Source organism: Cytophagaceae bacterium ABcell3, from assembly GCA_030913385.1.
Lineage (GTDB): Bacteria > Bacteroidota > Bacteroidia > Cytophagales > Cytophagaceae > ABcell3.
Window position 1 is genome coordinate 3547790 of record CP133159.1, and the last position, 18297, is coordinate 3566086.

Here is an 18297-nt window from a genome sequence, read left to right on the forward strand (position 1 = left end):
TTTATTTAAATACAAATATAGAAAATCAATAAGTAAACTTTAAATTAACAATTAACTTAATTTATTTGTTTTATTCCAATGCCAAAGCTTATTTTGAATGAACCAACAATTCAAATCAATGGCTTTAAAAACTAGTGTATTGGTAAGAGCAGTCAATAACCTTAGCGATGCCAGGTATTGTGCTGGCATGGGGGTAGACATGCTCGGATTCTCTATAGACCCTAACCTTCAATCTCATACAGAGTTAAAAAAAGTAAAAGACATAGCTGGCTGGGTGGCTGGCGTAAAGCTTGTAGCGGAAGTGGGAGATCTTTCAGAAAAGAACCTCCAATTGATAAAGGACACAGACCCTGAGTTGATTTTGACAGAATCTTTAGAATATACACCGAAAACCGATCTGCCGATACTGTTAAAAGTTGCTTTCGACTCCGGCTCGCCTGAAAGCACGGAAGCAAAACTACAGCAACATAATGACATGGTTTCGGGTTATGTCTTGGAAAACGATGACATCGAAAACCTCCTTCTGTATAAAGACATGCTGAAAAAATGGTGTTCGGCATACAACATATTTATAGGAACAGGTTTAACTAATGAAAATATCGTTGAGGTCCTGGAGGAGATTAACCCAACAGGAATTTCGCTCAAAGGAGGAGAAGAAATTCGCCCTGGCTACAAAACTTTTGATGAATTGGCCGACATTCTTGAAACCATAGAACTGGATGATTAAACTACATTAATTTTTTAAAACATCATGAAAAAGATTTTTACGCTTACAGTAAGTCCTGCCATTGACAAAAGCACGACCATAGACCATGTATACCCAGAAAGTAAACTAAGATGTAGCGAACCTGTTTTTGAGCCAGGAGGAGGAGGCATTAATGTTTCCAGAGGTATAAAAAGACTGGGTGGAAAATCTATTGCCATTTATCCGCAGGGAGGTGCAACCGGCTTGCTAATGGAAGAGCTGCTTAACAGAGAAAGTGTAGAGCAAATGCCTATAGAAACTAAAAACTGGAACAGGGAAAACTTTATTGTTGTAGAAGAAGCTACCAACCATCAGTTCCGTTTTGGTTTTCCTGGCCCGGAACTCACAGAGGAGGAACTTCAAAGGTTCATAGATACTGCTACAGATCCAGCTACCGGAACAGAAATATTGGTCGCAAGTGGAAGCTTACCACAAAATGCCCCTGTGGACTTTTTCGCAAAACTCGCTGAAAAGGCTGCACAAAACAACATTAAATATGTTGTAGACACATCTGGGGACTCCTTACGTGAAGTACTCAAAAAGCCAGTATTTCTGCTCAAGCCTAACCTAAAAGAACTACAGTCCATAGTAGGTGGCGAACTAAGAACAAATGAAGAACAAGAAGAGGGCGCTAAAAAACTTATGGACAATTATGATGTAGAACTGCTCGCTGTATCTTTAGGTCCTTCAGGTGCTTTGATGGCCTCCAGAACAGAAGGTATTAAACACATACCCGCACCTTCTGTAAAAAAGAAAAGTACAGTAGGTGCAGGGGACAGTATGGTGGCAGGAATGGTCCACCAAATTTCTTTGGGCAAATCACATCTGGAAGCCGTCCAGTTTGGGGTAGCTTGTGGTACAGCTGCCACCATGAATCCTGGAACTGAGCTTTTCAGAAAGCACGATGTCGAAAACTTATTTAGGTGGATTAGTCATCAGAAGTAAGCGCTGACACTTCTGGTTCTTCTACCTTTTTAACATAATCAGGATTGGAGAATAACTGAAACCTTAAATAGTTAATCTTCAATCCTTCCCCCAAAAATTTCTTTTCATAGGTGGTCTGTATGCCATGCTGTTCCTTTAGAAGCTCTGAGCTATATAAGTCATGTGTAAACTCAAGACTTTTAATGTAAAAAGGAAACATAGTATTGCCCCGGCCGGCAAGCTGTAGCTTTTCCAAAGCAAAATCAAAAAGAGGCACACAGTCTGTTTTCAGATGTACCCGTCCGCCTTCTTTCAATATATCTTTGTAAATGCCCAAAAATTCTGGTCCAGGCAAACGGTTCTTTTCATCACGGTCACGAGGTTTTGGGTCAGGAAATGTCACCCAGATCTCTTCTACTTCATTTTTCTCAAAGTAATCCCTGATCAACCTTATCTGCGCCCTCAGAAAAGCAACATTGTGCATATTGTTTTCAATTGCGACCGTACTGCCTTTCCAAATCCTGCACCCTTTCACGTCCACGCCTATGAAATTTTTCTCAGGAAAACGGTTGGCCAGCCCAGTAGTATACTCACCCCGGCCACAACCCAATTCGAGGACTATAGGGTTATCATTTTTAAAGAACTTACTCCAATTTCCTTTAATCGTATTATAAATTTCTTTTCCCGGTTCAATCACATTAGCAGCTTTTGCATTGTGTTCAAACCTAGCAAGCTTTCTTCTGGGCATATCTTATTATAAATTATCTAATTCAGCAACCAAAAAGGTGCTACCTCCAATAAAAATCAAATCGTCTTCCCCTACCCTTTCTTTTGCGGCAGCCAGGGCTTTGTTTACATCCGATACCACTTCACCTATCAACCCATGTGGAAGCGCTTTTAAAGCCAACGTCTCTGCATCCATTGCTCTTGGTGTATGGGCATTGCAAAAATAGTAATAAGCATGGTTAGGGAAAAGCGAAAGTATCTTATCTGTATCTTTGTCGGCCATTAAGCCCAATATGCATATCAGTTTATCCTTACAAGATAGCTGCAATTGCGCCACTATATTTTTAATACCATCTTCATTGTGCCCTGTATCACAAATCACCAACGGCTTTTCACTCAGTACTTGCCAACGACCTTTTAAGCCAGTCAACCGAACTACATCACAAAGGCCTTTAACTATATGTGCTTCATCGATTTTAAACCCACGCTGGTTTAAAACCTCCACAGCCATTAAAACACCAGGAATATTCTTGGTTTGATACAATCCATTCAAGCTACAAGTAAGGCCTGTGAGATACTCCTTTCCATCACGTAAAACATTGACCTTCAAATTACGGACAGTACGCTCATGACTAGATACATTATAAACGTCATCTGCAAAAAACAACTTTGCTTGCTGCTCCGCTGCTTTTGACTCAAAAACATGTTTTATATCTTGCTGTGTCTGGCTAACCACTACCGGTGCCCCAGACTTAATAATACCCGCTTTTTCAGTCGCGATCAGATCCAGTGTATCTCCTAAGATATTTTGATGATCGTAGCCTATGTTGGTAATGAGGGACAATTCTGGTGTGATGACATTGGTGGAGTCAAGCCGACCTCCCAGTCCAGTCTCTATAATAGCTATGTCTGTTTGATGTTCTGCAAAATAAGCAAAAGCCATTCCCACATTCATTTCAAAAAAAGAAAGCTCAAGCGCTTCAAAGAAGTCCTTATGCTTAGCGACAAACTCTACCACATACTCCTCAGGCATTTCTTCGCCATTGATCCTAAAACGCTCGGTAAATGATTTTAAATGAGGAGAGGTAAATAACCCTGTTTTATAACCAGCACTTTGAAGAATAGCTGCCAGCATGTGACTAGAACTACCTTTGCCATTGGTACCGGCAACATGGATAGTTTTAATCTTTTTTTCAGGATTACCTAAATGCTTACAAAGGGCTTCTGTATTGTGCAGTCCAGGTTTAATAGCCCCCGCGCCTGCATTGCGGAACATTGGGAGACTATTATATAGATAGTCAATCGTTTGTTGATAGTCCACGGTGCTATCTTGATTTAACTACAATAGTGATTCGACCAACTGTGACAGGAGGGGCTTGCGAAGAAGAACTTCTGGTAAAGGTAAGCCTGTCTACTTGTTGTTTATAAAACTGTACTACCGAAGGGCTAACTGTAGCTTCCAATACTTTGGAGTTTTTAATCCAGCCTTGGTCATCGACACGGATTTCAAAAACAATTTTTCCGCTTTCATTGGAGCTGTCTTTTTTATCAGGCTTATCATCCCACTTCCAACCATCAATATCAAGTTCAGGGCCTTCAGAGTCGCTGCCGCCACCACCGCCACCGCCTGGACTTCCATAAACGTTTTGGGCATCCACACTACCTTCCTCGCTGCCTTGGTTTCCTTTTTTATCTGTATCGCCAGAACTACCACCTGATGGCATCATATTTTCACTAGCCACATTTTCTTTCTTCTCTTTTTTCTCTTCTTTATTCTCAGACTCTGGCTTTTTAGTATCCTTAGCTTCTTTAGGCTTAGGAGCTGATTTTTCACTATCAGGAACTGTATGTGGGCTTTCAACAGGCGCACTTTGAATATCAGACCCACTTTCTACTACCGGATCAGGTTCAGACGCATCTTCTAGAGGTTCTGCATCTGGAGTTGGATCAGGTGTAGGATCTGGTGCTTCCGTTTCCTCCACTTCAGTATCTTCTGGCTCAGCATCGCTTTCTGGGGCCGCATCATTGGCGTCACCACTTCCAACGTCTTCAAAACCTAATGCAAGCTCAACTCCGGGGATACCAGGGTTTGGCGGATACGGTTCCTTCCATGCAGTAAAAATGAGGAAAAACAATAGAAATAAAGCATGAGCAGCCACTGACACGATAATGCCAATGCGTTCATTCTTTCTTTCTTCTTTACTGCTATTCATATAATCTTTTATTCAGATTTTGTAGCTAATGAAATTTTTGCTCCCAAACCATTAACAATACCTGCAACCTTCACCAAATACTCTACATCGACAGTTTTGTCAATATGAAGCACTACAACAGGTACTGTTTTATCACCTGATTGATACTTTTCTCCTTTTAAGGAAGACTTAATTTCTTCCTCTAATTTGGAGAAAACAACCTTGCGCTCGTTGACAAAATATTCAAGGTCCTCGGTAACGGTAACATTAACCTTTTGGATTTCAATAATACCTTCTTTGCTTGAAGGCAAATTTACAGGTAATGCTGTAGGTGTTACCAAGTTGGAAGTAAGCATAAAGAAGATCAATAACAGAAAGATAAGGTCTGTCATTGATGCCATATTAAATTCAGGTTTTACCGTATTTTTCGATCTGAATTTCATATAAATTATTTAGGCTCCTGAAGTAGTTCGATAAATTCAATGGAAGCATATTCCATCTTATGGATGATCTTCTGCACTTTGGCCACTAAAAAGTTATATCCAAAATAAGCGATAATACCAACAGCAAGTCCTGCCACGGTAGTAATCATTGCCTGGTAAATACCTGTAGACAATAGCTTTGGACTAATAGTACCTTCTACTTGAGCAATGGAGATAAAAGCTTGGATCATACCTATTACAGTACCAAGAAAGCCGATCATAGGAGCTGCTCCTGATATGGTAGCTAGACTGGAAAGGTTCTTTTCCAGACGGTAAACTTCTATTTTACCTACGTTTTCAATAGAGGCCTCTATATTGCTAAGCGGTTTTCCAATTTTAGTGATTCCTTTCTCTACCATCCGGGAAAAAGGTGTGTTAAAGCTACGACAAAGCTTAAGTGCCGCTTCCGTATCTCCCCTATATACCAAATCCCTAATACGGTCCATAAACTTATCAGGGTCTTTATCATGCTTTTTAAGGTTAAGCAAACGCTCAACGATAATATATACTGCAATGATAGAAAGTATAAAGAGCGGGATCATAATAATGCCACCCTTCATTATCAAATCAAGCAGGGTAAGAGACTCACTACCTGCTGCAGCTTCGGCAGCTCCCAAAATTTCTTCAGAACCTGTGGTAGTTATCTGAAGCAGAGAATTCATGTAGGACATATACCAGGATATAATTACTAAAACTTATTTAGTGTTTTTAATAAAACGAAAGCAAAAAATTAATATTTCAAAATCCAAAGATCGTTTCCAAATTGTTTTTTATAAGTTTCCATTTCCGCAAAAGCAGCTTTACCACTTTCAAACTCTGCGACTGTAACTTTATACAATCCGTTGCCCTTTGCCGGCTCAATCAGTTTTGTATCTACACCTTTGGAAGTATATTTTTCAAAAAGTTTCACAGCATTTGCTTGATTAGAAAACGCTCCGGCAACCAAATAGTACTTTACTGTATGTATTTCAGGGGCTGACACCTCCTCAGCTTCCTCTTCTTCACTTGCCTCAGGCAGTTCCTCAGAAACAAGCGGTTCTTCCTCTGTTTCTACCTCTTCTAAAAGTGGTTCAACCTCGTGCCCTTTTTCTTCTACCTCTATAGCGGAGTCTAGGCTTTCCTCTACACCTTCAGACTCAAATTCCTCAGCACTATTGTTTCCAGCAAAAAGTCCGCTCAGCAATGCGTCATCTTTTTGTGCAAAAAAGGTAATACCAGCACCTATTAGCACCAACACAGGTACCATAAGTGCAAGCGCCTTCAATCCTTTCTTTTCTTTCTTTTCTGGCATAGGAGTATTTTCTTTTTTTATAGCCGGCCTGTTAATGATTACCGGTTTTGCATGCTCTGGATTTCTATGAATTGGCGTAATATCTTTATTGACAGGTTTTATGTACAACTCAGAAAGCCCGAAACTATCTTCTTCGTAGTTAATATTACCTTGCGGTTCAAACTCCAGGTTGCCTTCTACATTTTTAAAAACCTTACCAATATCTTTAAAAACATATTGACCAGATGCTTCAATTTCTTGAAAAACTTTCTCAACGTGTTTTTGAATTGCATTCAATGCATCTGCCCTAGAAATGCCTTCCCCGGCGGTAATAGCAGATATCAGTACCCCATCATCAAGCTTCAGTTGCTCATTGAAGGCAATTTTTTTTGAAGGAGGAAAAAATTTATGCGTAACAGGGTGAATTTCTGCTCCAATGGGACGTGCTAAAAAGCCACCAAATTCAGGAACAACCACACAGTCATGCTCAAATAAAAGTTCTTGTAGATACTTTTCAACCATTTTAAAAAGAATATGTTAAACCGCCTAATACATTTATACCCCTGACCGGATAGTACAAGTATCGCTGATAGTTCCTTGACAGAATGTTGTTTACTTCTAAGAAAGCTGAAAAAGCTGAAGAAAACCTATATTCTGTTTTCAAGTTCAAGTCAATGATAGAAGGAAGATTAAAATCTTCTCCGGTCATAAAATTACGTGCTGTAATGCCACTAATATAGTAAATATCAGTATTAAAAAATATTTTGTCCTGTAAATTATAAGAACCGTTAATGCTTCCTGTAAAAGTTGGTCTATGCCAAGGCTGATCTAAATTCACGCTATAGTTAAAAATATTTGCCTTAGCCCCAACCCTTAACCTCTGTGATAAATCATACGAAACATCTCCAGCAATGTTTAGCACAGTAGAATTTCCGTGGTCATAAAGAATCGTAAACTGCGAAGAATCTACAGCACTGTTGGCAAAAAACCACAAGTTTTGGTAAGTCGCATAAGAAACCCTTGCATTGTAATTGAGTTTTTCAAAAACATTACCTTTAGCACCCGCAAAGATTTCCAATGTTTTGTTGGTATGGTTCAAAGGTACATCTGAAATCAACCATGGGTTTTCATGCACAAAGGTTCTTAACACGTTACGCTCTAGTTGGCCGGTCAACCCACCAAAAAATGTCAACTGTCCTGGGATAAAATGGTAATTGACTTCAATATCCGGATAAACCTTTACCCCACCGGAAGCGTCTAAAGTATCATTAGACCAGGCAGTATTGATACCCAAACGGACACTGTAATTCTCATTGGTCAATAAGAAACCAGGCTGAAGAAGTAAATAATTACGACTCTGAGCCACACTGTCCGTTCTCCTTGAGTTTGAGTATACACCCTTGAAATCTATAAATTTATTATCATCAATTTTATAGGAAGAGCTAATCCTTCCTAACACTTCATTTTCTACTGCATCAAACCGGTCATCCAGACGGAAATAGTCGACACCCGCTTTATAGTCAAGGGCTGCATCTTTGTCTGTATTTTCAAGTAAAGCACTAGCAGAAAATATATTAAATACTTGCCTTATCGTATCTCTATCCACAATGGTTCCGGGCTGGAAACCATAAAAGTTATACATATTCCTGTTATACCCCAAACGCCCAGTTAAAGCTGCTGAGCCCAAAAAGTACTTACCATAAGCACTCAAGACGTTTTCGCTGACGCCAGAATGTTCTACCGGACCTCGTTGTGAAGAAAGGTGCTTGGCATGAACACCATACATAAATCGATCGTTTCTTTTGTTGTTAAAGTAGCTTTCAAAATAGGGCGTTACATAGTTGCCAAAACCTGCTTTTACATAATTTCCATAAAGCTTAGGTAGTTCTGCAGGACGAATCACAGGTACCTTCACCTTCATGTCCACATCAGGAAGCAGTAGCTCTACATCAGAGAACTCATAATCAAGAGGCTCTTTTTCTTCTACATCTTTTTCAAAGCTGATTTTCTCATATTTCCTAACCGCAGTAGGCAACTCGAGAACAGCTTCTTTTTCAAAGATAAGCAGCTTTTTAAGCCCCTTATCTTCTGCTTCAGCCTCTTCTTTCTCTCTTTCCTTCTCCTTATCCTTATCATCTTGAGCCCATACATTGACCGAAAGCGCCAGCAACAGAAAAGAAGTAATTGCCAACTTATATATTTTCATATTATTCATTAGTTGTCTCTATGTTTTTTTCTGACGCTTCCTCTTCTTCAAGTTCTTTCAATCTTTCTTTAGCTTTGTTCACAGTTTCTTGATGCGGAGAGCGCTCAATAATGGAATTTAAAGTAGCCTTTGCCTGAAAAATTTCATCCAAAGCAATTAGGTTGTCAGATATAAGCAAAAAGGATTTTCCTAGCCACTCATCATTTGCAGGAAAGCTCTTGTTCAGCTCATAAAGTGTTTCTAGAGATTGCTTGTACTTTTCAAGCTCATACTGGATTTTGGCGATCAAATACTGTGCTTCTACAGCAGAAGCATCTCTTGCCGTATTTACCGTAGATACAAAATGATCTTTAGCTTCGGTGTACTCTTTCTTTGCATACGCCACTTTACCTAAATGTAACATGGCTTTAGTTTCTGAGTCAATAGTTCCACCGCCATGCCTAAGGACTTGATTGGCAAAATGGGCTGAAGAATCCAGTTTATCCAGCTTATAATAAAGCTCCATAAGACCTGTCCAGGCATTGGCACGTTCTTTTTTGTTTTTGGCTACAGGAAGCAATAACTGAAGGTAGTTTTTAGCCTCTTTCAATTCTCCTGCAGAAAGAGCAATGGTATAAAGTCGGCTCAACGCACGGTTGTAATACATACCGCCTCTTTGCTTTGCTACACTTTTATAATAGTCCTTTCCTTCTTCTTTTTCATTGTTATAATAGAAAGACTCCGCCAAGAAGAATTTAGCATCATACACATTGCCTCCTTCTGGATATGTTTCCAAGTATTTTCTGAAAGCCTCTATGGCTTTAGGGTACTTGTCATGAGAGTACAAGTTATAGGCAGCATCATACTCAATTCCCTCTGTATTTACATCAGGGTTAGATTCTTTGATTTGCTCTATATAGGCACTTACTTCTTCGCCCCTTCCCAAAGCAGCCAGTGGTTGTGGCAACCCACGCAAAGCTTCTTGCGCCACCTCATGTTTTGGGAATTTTTCAACGATAACTTCATAATCTTGCAGCGCCTTTTTATGCTCTTGAAGGTTTGAGTAAGCCAAAGCCCTTCTTAAATAAGCGAACGGTACATATACGCTACCTACATGCTCTTCTACAATAGTAGTAAATCCGCTAATTGCGTCTTCGTAATTGTTCTCACGAAAATTCAGCTGCGCTCTTTGAAAAACAGCATCAGCAAGATACAATGAAGTAGGATGGTCGTCTATTACTGTAGAAAAACTCTTTTTAGCTTTTGTGGGCTTATCGTTCAATGAGTACACGAGCCCTTTTTGGTACCAAGCATAATCTGTGTCAGGGCTTTTTCTATCAATAGCTTCATCGTAGTACTTAAGGGCGTCTTCATAATTTTTAGACACATAATAAAGGTCCGCAAGACGTACCAAAGCGTCAATGTAGTTCAATTTGTTTTCCGCTTTCCTTAACCTAGACACATACTCACGAAAATGAGGCAAGGCTTTTTCATATTGCTGTGTATTATAATATGCGTAGCCAATGCTATACCGGGCTTTAGTTCCAAAACCTGTTTTTTCATAGTCTGGACTACGAAACACTGCCGCATAGCTATTAATTGCAGCTTCATATTCTCGCATGACAGAAAGGGCTTCTCCATGCCAGAAATAAGCCGCAATAACCAATTCGTTGTCTATCTTATGTTGTAAAGATTTCTCAAACGACTTTATAGCCTCACGGAACTTGCTTCTATTAAATTCATCTACCCCTTTATAAAATGCGATTCTTTGGTAAGCGGCATTCACTTTAGGCGTACGGCTTTTAAGCCCTTCTATATATTTGATAGCCTCGTCATAATTATTAGACTTCAACAAAGATTCACTCATCAGCTCGCTGGCTTCCCCAGCATGTTCACTGTCTGGATAAGTCTTGGTAAAAGACTTCAATACATGAATAGCATCACTGAATTTGCCTAGCTCGTAGTTGATTTTAGCATATTGAAAATAGGCTTCTTCTTGAATTTCTTTGTTATAACTTAACTTCCGCGCCTGGTCAAAGGCGGCAAGTGCAAAAGTCTTATTATCAGTTTTTACATAAGAAACCCCTAGGTAATAGCCAGCATTTTGACCAATGGAGTCCTTTTGTCCAGCAACCAGCTTAAAATTATCAATGGCCTCTTCATAGGACTCATTTTTGAACGCAGAAAAAGCCATCCTATAAAGTACCTCTGGGGCAGGTTTTCCACGTACACTGTTGATGTGCTTGTTAAAGAATTCTGCTGCTTTCTGATAATCTTTTTTCATAAACCAGGCCTCACCGGCGATCAAATAAATTTCACCGGCGTTTTGAAGGTCACCATCCTTCTTCTCGAGTTTGCTGATATAGGAAAGAAGCTGGTCGTAATCGCCTTGCTTATAGTAAATGTTTACCAGTAAAGAAGGGACTATGTTCTTATAAGAATCATTGCGCTCGGCCACTTTCAAATCTGTCAAAGCCTGCTCATAATCTTCGTTCCGGTAATTAATATACCCAGCATAATAGTTGGCCGCATACGTATACTTGTGGTTGGTAGACTTTATGCCATCAAAAGTTTCAAGGGCCTGGTCAAATTTCTTCTTCGTAAAAAAAGAATATCCCAGCATAAACTTTCCTTCAGAGCTTTTTTCCCTGTCCATTTGGGAGAAGTTGACTTTTTCTAGGTACTCAATGGCTTTATCATAACTTTTATTATTATAATAAAAGGTACCTAAATCAAAATAAGCTTCCGAAGCCCTCGCATGCCAAGGATACCTTTCAAGAAAAGCCTGAAAAAGTATTTCAGCATCAGGATGGAAGAGGTTCATCGCTGAATAAGCAATATAGTACTCTGCATCAGCAGCCATTAACCCATGAGGGTTTTGGGCATAAAACCGCTCAAAAAACTCTCTGGCAGCCGCATACTTTTTATTGTCCAACAACTCAATTCCCCTTCGGAAATCTAGGTCGTCGGCGGTGCGTATCATAGTGTTTTGAGCTGAAAGTCCCTGTGCCAAAAGCAGGCACAGAAATATATAAATTATGTTTTTAGACATAGCTTTCCGGGAAAAAGCTCCGGTTTTTATAAACAAAACCGGCCTATTTGGTGTATAGATAAAATTAGTTAAAGTAAAAGTCTGTCCAAATTAAAGAAATATTTAGCAATTAAATAAAACTTTCCCGAAAGTTCGTGATTGTAGTACCCCAATCTTAAACACGAAATTCTGAACCCGAAATTATATTTAATGCAATATTTTAAAAACCAATTCTCTTAAAATCTGTCCTTCTGAAGTACCTCCTCCTGTAATTCCTTTTACCTGAAGATCTGCTTCGCGGATGTAGTGTATAATGTTCCTGGCCTTTCCCGCGGGATAGCTTTTGGACGCAGCTAAATAATCCTTGACAAAGAAGGGGTTGACCTGTAAAAGCTTTGCCAGGTTGCTTTCTGATTTACTAGCAGCAGTATGCACCAAAAATGTTTTTGAAAAAAACGAGTACAAGACTGCTATAACCGGAATCAACGGGTTGTTTTTAGGATTAGCTTCAAAATAGTTGATGATGCGGTTAGCCTTTAACACGTCTTTGTAAGCCAGTGCTTTCTGAAGCTCAAAAACGTTATACTCTTTGCTTATTCCAACATATTTTTCAACCAATTCTTCATTTACTTGTTGCCCCTCCTTTAGGTTAATCAGAAGTTTATCTATTTCATTGGCCAGCCTGTTGAGGTCATTGCCAATAAAGTCAGACAACATAACCGTCACCTTGGGGTTTACTTTATATCCTTTATTGGTAAAATAAGTGTTTACCCAATCTGGCAACTTATTGTCATATAGTTTTTTGGAGTCAATAAGAATGGCATGGTCTTTAATTTTTTTTGCTATACCTTTTCTTGCGTCAAGGGTTTTGTTTTTATGGCAAAAAACAAGAATAGTGCTGGGAAGCGGATTTTTAAGATAAGCCTCCAATAGTTTGTCACCAGCTTCTTTTCCCAAGTCTGAGATATCCTGAGCCTCTTTTACGATCACCACCTGTCTCTCGGACATCATCGGAAATTTGCGGGCGTGCTGCATAATAACGTTCATCTGAACGTCTTTACCATATAAAACCGTTTGGTTGAACCCCTTTTCAGACTCACTCAAACAATTTTTTTCTATATATCCAGAGATAAGGTCTATATAGTATGATTCATCACCCTGAAGAAAGTAGACAGGAGCATATTTGCCTGCTTTCAGGTCTTTAAGTACAGCTTCTGCGTTATTTGCCAATTTAGTAATTATTTTAAAAGCGAAACGACAATCTTATTGATTATAGATTACGCAAATTAAAAAAAATCTGGTGGATTTTTTATCTTTGCACCGTTTCAAATCTATATGACCCTTCTTAGCTGATGACAAATTTTGTTGAAGAACTGAAATGGCGCGGAATGCTCCATGATATTATGCCCGGTACAGAAGAGCAGTTATCTAAAGAAATGACTACCGGCTATGTCGGTTTTGACCCTACTGCTTCTTCCTTGACCATTGGAAACCTTGTAACTATTATGCTACTGGTACACTACCAAAAAGCAGGGCATAAGCCCATTGCCCTAATAGGTGGCGCCACTGGTATGATAGGAGATCCATCCGGCAGGTCTGATGAAAGAAAATTCCTTTCTGAAGAAACCTTGGAACACAATCAAAAATGCATTAAAGCACAGCTCGAAAAGTTTCTAGACTTTTCTGGAGAAAATGCGGCCGAGGTAGTCAATAACTATGACTGGTTCAAAAATATTGGCTTTATCGAATTCCTACGAGACGCAGGTAAACACCTGACCGTAAATTATATGATGGCCAAAGAATCTGTCAAAAAAAGATTGGAAAACGGCCTCACGTTTACAGAATTCAGCTACCAGCTTCTGCAAGGCTACGACTTTCTACGCCTATACAAAGAAAAAAACATGAGGTTACAAATGGGCGGCTCAGATCAGTGGGGAAATATTACCTCTGGTACAGAACTGATTAGGCGTGTGGAAGGAGGAGAGGCCTTTGCGCTAACCTGTCCTTTGTTGACCAAATCTGATGGCACAAAATTTGGAAAGTCAGAAGGCGGAAACATTTGGCTCTCGCCAGACATGACCTCTCCTTACAAGTTCTACCAGTTCTGGTTAAACTGTTCTGATGAAGACGCTTCCAGGTTTATTAAAATCTTCACCCTCAAATCTAAAGAGGAAATAGAAGCCCTTGAAAAAGAACACGCAGAAGCGCCCCATTTAAGGGTATTGCAAAAAGCACTAGCCAAAGATATTACCATTAGGGTTCACTCTGAAGAGGAGTTTGAAAATGCAGTAAAAGCATCTGAAATACTTTTCGGAAAATCAACTACTGAGAACCTGAAAAGCCTAAATGAGGCTACCCTGTTAGCTGTTTTTGAAGGCGTACCTCAAGTGGATATCAGCAAAGAAACGCTACAAAACACCAAAAATGTAACAGAACTCTTGTCAGAAGCAACCAACATATTTTCCTCGAAAGGCGAAGCCAGAAAAATGATTTCTGGTGGCGGTGTGAGCATTAACAAAGAAAAGCTCAATGCGCCTGACCAAGGAACAGAGTTTGACCTATTGCAAGAAAAATACCTTTTGGTGCAAAAAGGAAAGAAAAACTACTTTTTGGTAAAAGTAAATTAAACCCTTAAAAATGCACTTATTTTAGCCATGGGTTGTTAGGCCTATGGCTAAAGCATTTTTTCAATTAAAAAAGATTTTTACTGCAATTCAACAAACAAGCAACCAGCATATACATTTGTCGTATTGTAAAAAATTCAATGCTTTTTCGTATTTTCGGTGTTTCAGAAAAATATTTTACTTAAGTAATCGGTTTACTTAAATGATTACAGATTTACTCAGTCAAATTCAAAAAGACCCGGCATCTGACCAAACTAAACTTCAGATGCTTATAGACCAGATACGGCCAGCGCGCGTTACTGATTGGAATAAATCTGAGAAAAAACTTGTATCACTAACCGAATTACTAAAACAAGACGAAGCCCTCAGACAGGCACTGCAAAAGTATATCCTAAACCTGTTTGCAGGGAAAAAATATATTAGACTTCTGACGGAGTCTGGTATCCACTCAAACGATGGTTTTTTTAAGGAAACTTCCAGAAAGTTTTACCACATCTTTCTCCCCCCTATTTACCATGAAATAGACTTGACCAAGCTGCTGAATGACATTTTCAGTAAAAGGACAGACTTTGAGTGGGTTGAGAAGGTAGACAATGCTGTTTGGATGGACTTGCTCCATACGATTTTCGAAGACAGTCCCTTGGGAGAGCAGACCAACTTTCAACAGCAGGTGTTAAACTCAGTGCTTATCCTGTCCCAACGGATCACCAGTATCGGGATAGAACCAGCCATAATAGACAAAATACCTGAACTGGAAGAGTTTGACTCACCATTTTTTACGCAAAACAAAGCTATTTTAAAATACCTGGAGCAGTATGACCAGGAAGACTTTGACCGTACATCGAGCAATCCTCAATTAAACTATATCTTCAACCTACTCTATCAGTGTGAAAAGTATGTTGAAATTATTAGGATCAATAGGAATAAGTTTGGGGCCAGCCTCAACCTGACCTATATGCTTCAAAGGCTGACGCAGAATATCAAAAGAATAAGGATGCTGCTAAAGCTCCTGTCCGACACTACTCCTCAGCCGGGAAATATAGCCATAGACATCTTTAAGGAGTTGGTAAAAGCCGAAAACAAAAAACATAGTTTTTCAGAGCACTTTTCCAGCAATATTGACTTATTGGCTTTTCAGATTACAGAGCATGCAGGAAAAACAGGTGAGCACTATATTACCACCAACAGAAAAGACTACAGAAAAATGTTCCGTTCCTCTATGGGCGGAGGATTTATAGTAGGCTTTCTGACAATGATCAAAACTGCTGTTTATTATCTGCATTTGCCATTGTTTGGCGAGGCCTTTTTGTATAGCATGAACTACTCCTTGGGTTTTATAGGAATTCATGTTACCCGCTCTACCTTGGCAACCAAGCAGCCAGCCATGACCGCTACGAAGATAGCAGGATCGCTGGATCTGAAAGAATCTGCTGAAGAAGGCCTCAATAAATTGGCCGATATGATTGTACGCATCAGCCGCTCGCAGATTATAGCCCTGTTGGGCAATGTGATCATAGCCTTTCCTGTTGCTTATGTTTTGGCTACCGCTTATTTCCACTTTCATGGAGAGCCTTTTGCAGACCCTCAAAAGGCTTGGCAAATGATCAAAGACTGTAGTCCCATCGAAAGCCCTGCAATTTTCCATGCAGCCATTGCAGGAGTATATCTTTTCCTTGCAGGTTTGATTTCAGGGTATTACGACAATAAAAATGTCTATTACAAAATAGCACAAAGACTAAAAAGTCATAAAACACTGACTAAGGTCTTAGGAGCAAAAAGGCTTGAAAAGTTTGCTGGATACATTGACAAAAACCTTGGTAGCCTGGCTGGAAACTTCTTCCTCGGAATTTTCCTTGGTAGTACTGCTATGCTTGGGACTATATTTGGACTTCCATTGGATATAAGGCACATTACCTTCTCGTCCGGAACCTTTGGTATTGGTATGGCAACATTGCAAAACCATGTTCCTCTAAAAGATATCCTCATTTCCATAGGCGGTATCTTTAGCATTGGTTTTGTGAACCTGTTTGTCAGTTTTGGTCTAGCTATATTTGTAGCTATAAAATCCCGTAAAGTTAACTTTAAGCAAAGCAAGCAGCTTTTACGTATTCTCTTTTCCCGTTTCAGGAAAAAACCTCTAGAGTTTTTCTGGCCTCCAAAAGATCCAATAAAACCACAACCGGTACCACCACCAGAAAAACCAAAAGACGTAACGGTTTAGGAACCCTTAAGGCCTGTGTTGAGACGTTGAATGAAATAGCTCTATACAAAGGGAGATGTTTTTATGGTTTCCTAGGTCATTTTAGCAATAAGCCTAGATTCAATTTAAAATAGGGTATGTAAAAACTTCAGAGTTCCGCTCCTACGGAGCTATTTTCAAAAGATGCCATTAGCTACCTACCTTTCGTCCCTAGCGGGACTTTCGTGGGTTTTCCAGTCAGAAGAAAAAGCCCTGCTAAGGGCGTAAGGATTGGCTTTGAAATAATATTATTTTTAATCACTACCACAGGCCTTTACCCATAAGGTGTTTTTTTCAGCATAACAATTTAAAATAATGAGAGCATAGTGCAATATCAACATTGTATAAAACAACATACATAGGAAGGTATATTGGATTTTATGAAGTATAATTGTGTAAAGGGAGTTACAAATACCCTCCATTGTCAAATATGGAACATTGTAGCACCTAAAGTCAGTCTTTCTTGGGACAGCGCCCAATTGAATGAAATAGCTTATCACTTTTCTAAAGCAGGCATCGAGGAAAACAATCAACAAACCGTCCCTAGCTTATGGGAAAGTATTTTCGAATAACCTAAAGAATGAAAAAACTATACCTTTTTAGTGGACTTGGCGCAGATAAGCGAGCTTTCCAGCAACTGGATCTATCAGCTTATGATACCACTTTTATTGAATGGGTACCTCCTGAAAAGAACGAAACCATAGAAGCTTATGCAAAAAAGGATCAGCAATCAAATACCTGTCCAAAACTCTGTTTTAATTGGTCTATCTTTTGGAGGAATAATGGCTGTTGAAGTTGCCAAGCACATTAAAGCTAAAAAATTAATAGGGTTACCCACTTAGGTATCTTATGTGTTATTAGCTTACTTAGGCTCGCTAAGTTACTTTTTGCCTCGCCGGCAGGGCCTTACTTTTTTTCTTAGACAAAAAAAGTAAGCAAAAAAGTCAAGGCCTGTGATGAAATTTGCTAAACTTTATAACCATTACGCTATCCCGATAGCTATCGGGATGAAACTCACCCTCCTTGCGTCGGGCTCAAACAGCAAATTTTTTGGCCGCTTCATGCTTATAAAGTTCTTAACGCAATTTCATCAATGGCCGCTTTATTTTCTAACAATCGCACATATCGCTATTTAATAAAAGCAGTTTAAAGCATTTTATCGTACAAAAAAAACCTATTACTTCCTAGAGATTTAAATGGGTAATCCTAAAAATTAATATTAATAGCTTCTGCCAAAACTTACAAAGAAATTCCCTTTTACTACCGTTGGGCTGGTACTTTTAACATTCATAAGCTTATTCCTGCTCAACTCATGAAGAAGCCTAATATTTTCACAAACTGGTTGTTTGGAGCAGAAACTTTGCACGACAAAAAAATTTTAGCACAAATTCTGAATGATACAGATCCAGCTTTTTTAACTTGGGCAATGGATCAAATAGTATCGTGGTCTCACACAAGTGTTTCCGGGAACATAACACACATACATGGTTCTAAAGACCGCTTACTACCCATTGTCTTTAACAACCCGGACATCATCATTGAAAATGGAGGGCACCTGATGACTATTAACCAAGCCCATAAAATCATGCAGATCCTTTGTAATATTATTATAGCCTCTTGAGGTCTAGTTGCTTTAAAAACTGATTCTAAAAAATGTTTGTTTTTGAATTATAAGAAGGAGGATTATTATGAAAACAGGCACAGGAAAAATGTTTGAAATCAGCAAGGAGTTCCCTATAAGCAAAGAGCAACTGTATCAGGCATGGACTGATACAGACGCGTTAAACCTGAAATATGCATTAGAACTTTCTATTGCGTGGCAAAACAACTTCAAATCAGACGCTTCGCTCGCATTTGGTTTTTAACCATAGAACCACTA

17 protein-coding genes are annotated in these 18297 nt (G+C 39.2%); 8 read left to right on the forward strand and 9 right to left on the reverse strand.

All coding sequences use genetic code 11. The features are described from left to right. Positions 1-97 precede the first annotated feature (97 nt). Together RCC89_14290 and RCC89_14295 are read left to right on the forward strand one after the other, a co-directional pair. Positions 98-727: a hypothetical protein gene (locus tag RCC89_14290; GenBank protein WMJ74325.1), complete on the forward strand. Its 630-nt coding sequence runs from the start codon at positions 98-100 to the stop codon at positions 725-727. A 24-nt stretch (positions 728-751) separates the two neighbouring features. After that, on the forward strand, positions 752-1690 hold the full coding sequence (locus tag RCC89_14295) for a 1-phosphofructokinase family hexose kinase (protein ID WMJ74326.1): 939 nt from the start codon (positions 752-754) through the stop codon (positions 1688-1690). Here RCC89_14295 and trmB read toward each other — a convergent pair. From trmB to holA, 9 genes are all read right to left on the reverse strand, one after another. Next, positions 1674-2417, reverse strand: a complete 744-nt coding sequence (gene trmB / locus RCC89_14300) for a tRNA (guanosine(46)-N7)-methyltransferase TrmB (GenBank protein WMJ74327.1) — start codon at positions 2415-2417, stop codon at positions 1674-1676. The genes RCC89_14295 and trmB overlap by 17 nt on opposite strands. Before the next feature lie 6 nt (positions 2418-2423). After that, complete coding sequence (locus RCC89_14305) at positions 2424-3671, reverse strand: folylpolyglutamate synthase/dihydrofolate synthase family protein (protein ID WMJ74328.1); 1248 nt, start codon at positions 3669-3671, stop codon at positions 2424-2426. Positions 3672-3720: 49 nt separating this feature from the next. Continuing rightward, positions 3721-4608, reverse strand: coding sequence for a hypothetical protein (locus RCC89_14310; protein ID WMJ74329.1), 888 nt, complete (start codon positions 4606-4608; stop codon positions 3721-3723). 8 nt (positions 4609-4616) lie between these two features. Then, positions 4617-5030, reverse strand: coding sequence for a biopolymer transporter ExbD (locus tag RCC89_14315; GenBank protein WMJ74330.1), 414 nt, complete (start codon positions 5028-5030; stop codon positions 4617-4619). Between the two features lie 5 nt (positions 5031-5035). Beyond that, positions 5036-5731, reverse strand: coding sequence for a MotA/TolQ/ExbB proton channel family protein (locus tag RCC89_14320; GenBank protein WMJ74331.1), 696 nt, complete (start codon positions 5729-5731; stop codon positions 5036-5038). Positions 5732-5799: 68 nt separating this feature from the next. Continuing rightward, on the reverse strand, positions 5800-6861 hold the full coding sequence (locus tag RCC89_14325; GenBank protein WMJ74332.1) for an SPOR domain-containing protein: 1062 nt from the start codon (positions 6859-6861) through the stop codon (positions 5800-5802). 1 nt (position 6862) lies between these two features. Further along, a complete protein-coding gene (locus RCC89_14330; protein WMJ74333.1) occupies positions 6863-8545 on the reverse strand; it encodes a hypothetical protein in 1683 nt (560 codons plus the stop codon). Between the two features lies 1 nt (position 8546). After that, a complete protein-coding gene (locus tag RCC89_14335) occupies positions 8547-11576 on the reverse strand; it encodes a tetratricopeptide repeat protein (protein WMJ74334.1) in 3030 nt (1009 codons plus the stop codon). 186 nt (positions 11577-11762) lie between these two features. Then, positions 11763-12785 (reverse strand): DNA polymerase III subunit delta, encoded by a 1023-nt coding sequence (gene holA / locus RCC89_14340; GenBank protein ID WMJ74335.1) that lies wholly within the window; start codon positions 12783-12785, stop codon positions 11763-11765. Between the two features lie 122 nt (positions 12786-12907). On the opposite strand from holA, the gene tyrS reads away from it, so the two are divergent. The 6 genes from tyrS (at position 12908) to RCC89_14370 (ending at position 18283) form a co-directional block, all read left to right on the forward strand. After that, positions 12908-14182, forward strand: a complete 1275-nt coding sequence (tyrS, locus tag RCC89_14345; protein WMJ74336.1) for a tyrosine--tRNA ligase — start codon at positions 12908-12910, stop codon at positions 14180-14182. A 199-nt stretch (positions 14183-14381) separates the two neighbouring features. Continuing rightward, positions 14382-16400, forward strand: a complete 2019-nt coding sequence (locus RCC89_14350; GenBank protein WMJ74337.1) for a site-specific recombinase — start codon at positions 14382-14384, stop codon at positions 16398-16400. A gap of 398 nt (positions 16401-16798) precedes the next feature. Continuing rightward, entirely contained in the window at positions 16799-16990 is a 192-nt protein-coding gene (locus tag RCC89_14355; GenBank protein WMJ74338.1) for a hypothetical protein, read from the forward strand. 8 nt (positions 16991-16998) lie between these two features. Further along, positions 16999-17211 carry a hypothetical protein gene (locus RCC89_14360; GenBank protein WMJ74339.1) on the forward strand — a complete coding sequence of 71 codons (213 nt, stop codon included), beginning with the start codon at positions 16999-17001 and terminating at the stop codon, positions 17209-17211. Between the two features lie 519 nt (positions 17212-17730). Continuing rightward, a complete protein-coding gene (locus RCC89_14365; GenBank protein WMJ74340.1) occupies positions 17731-18039 on the forward strand; it encodes a hypothetical protein in 309 nt (102 codons plus the stop codon). 67 nt (positions 18040-18106) lie between these two features. Next, complete coding sequence (locus tag RCC89_14370) at positions 18107-18283, forward strand: hypothetical protein (GenBank protein WMJ74341.1); 177 nt, start codon at positions 18107-18109, stop codon at positions 18281-18283. The last annotated feature ends 14 nt before the right edge of the window (positions 18284-18297 follow it).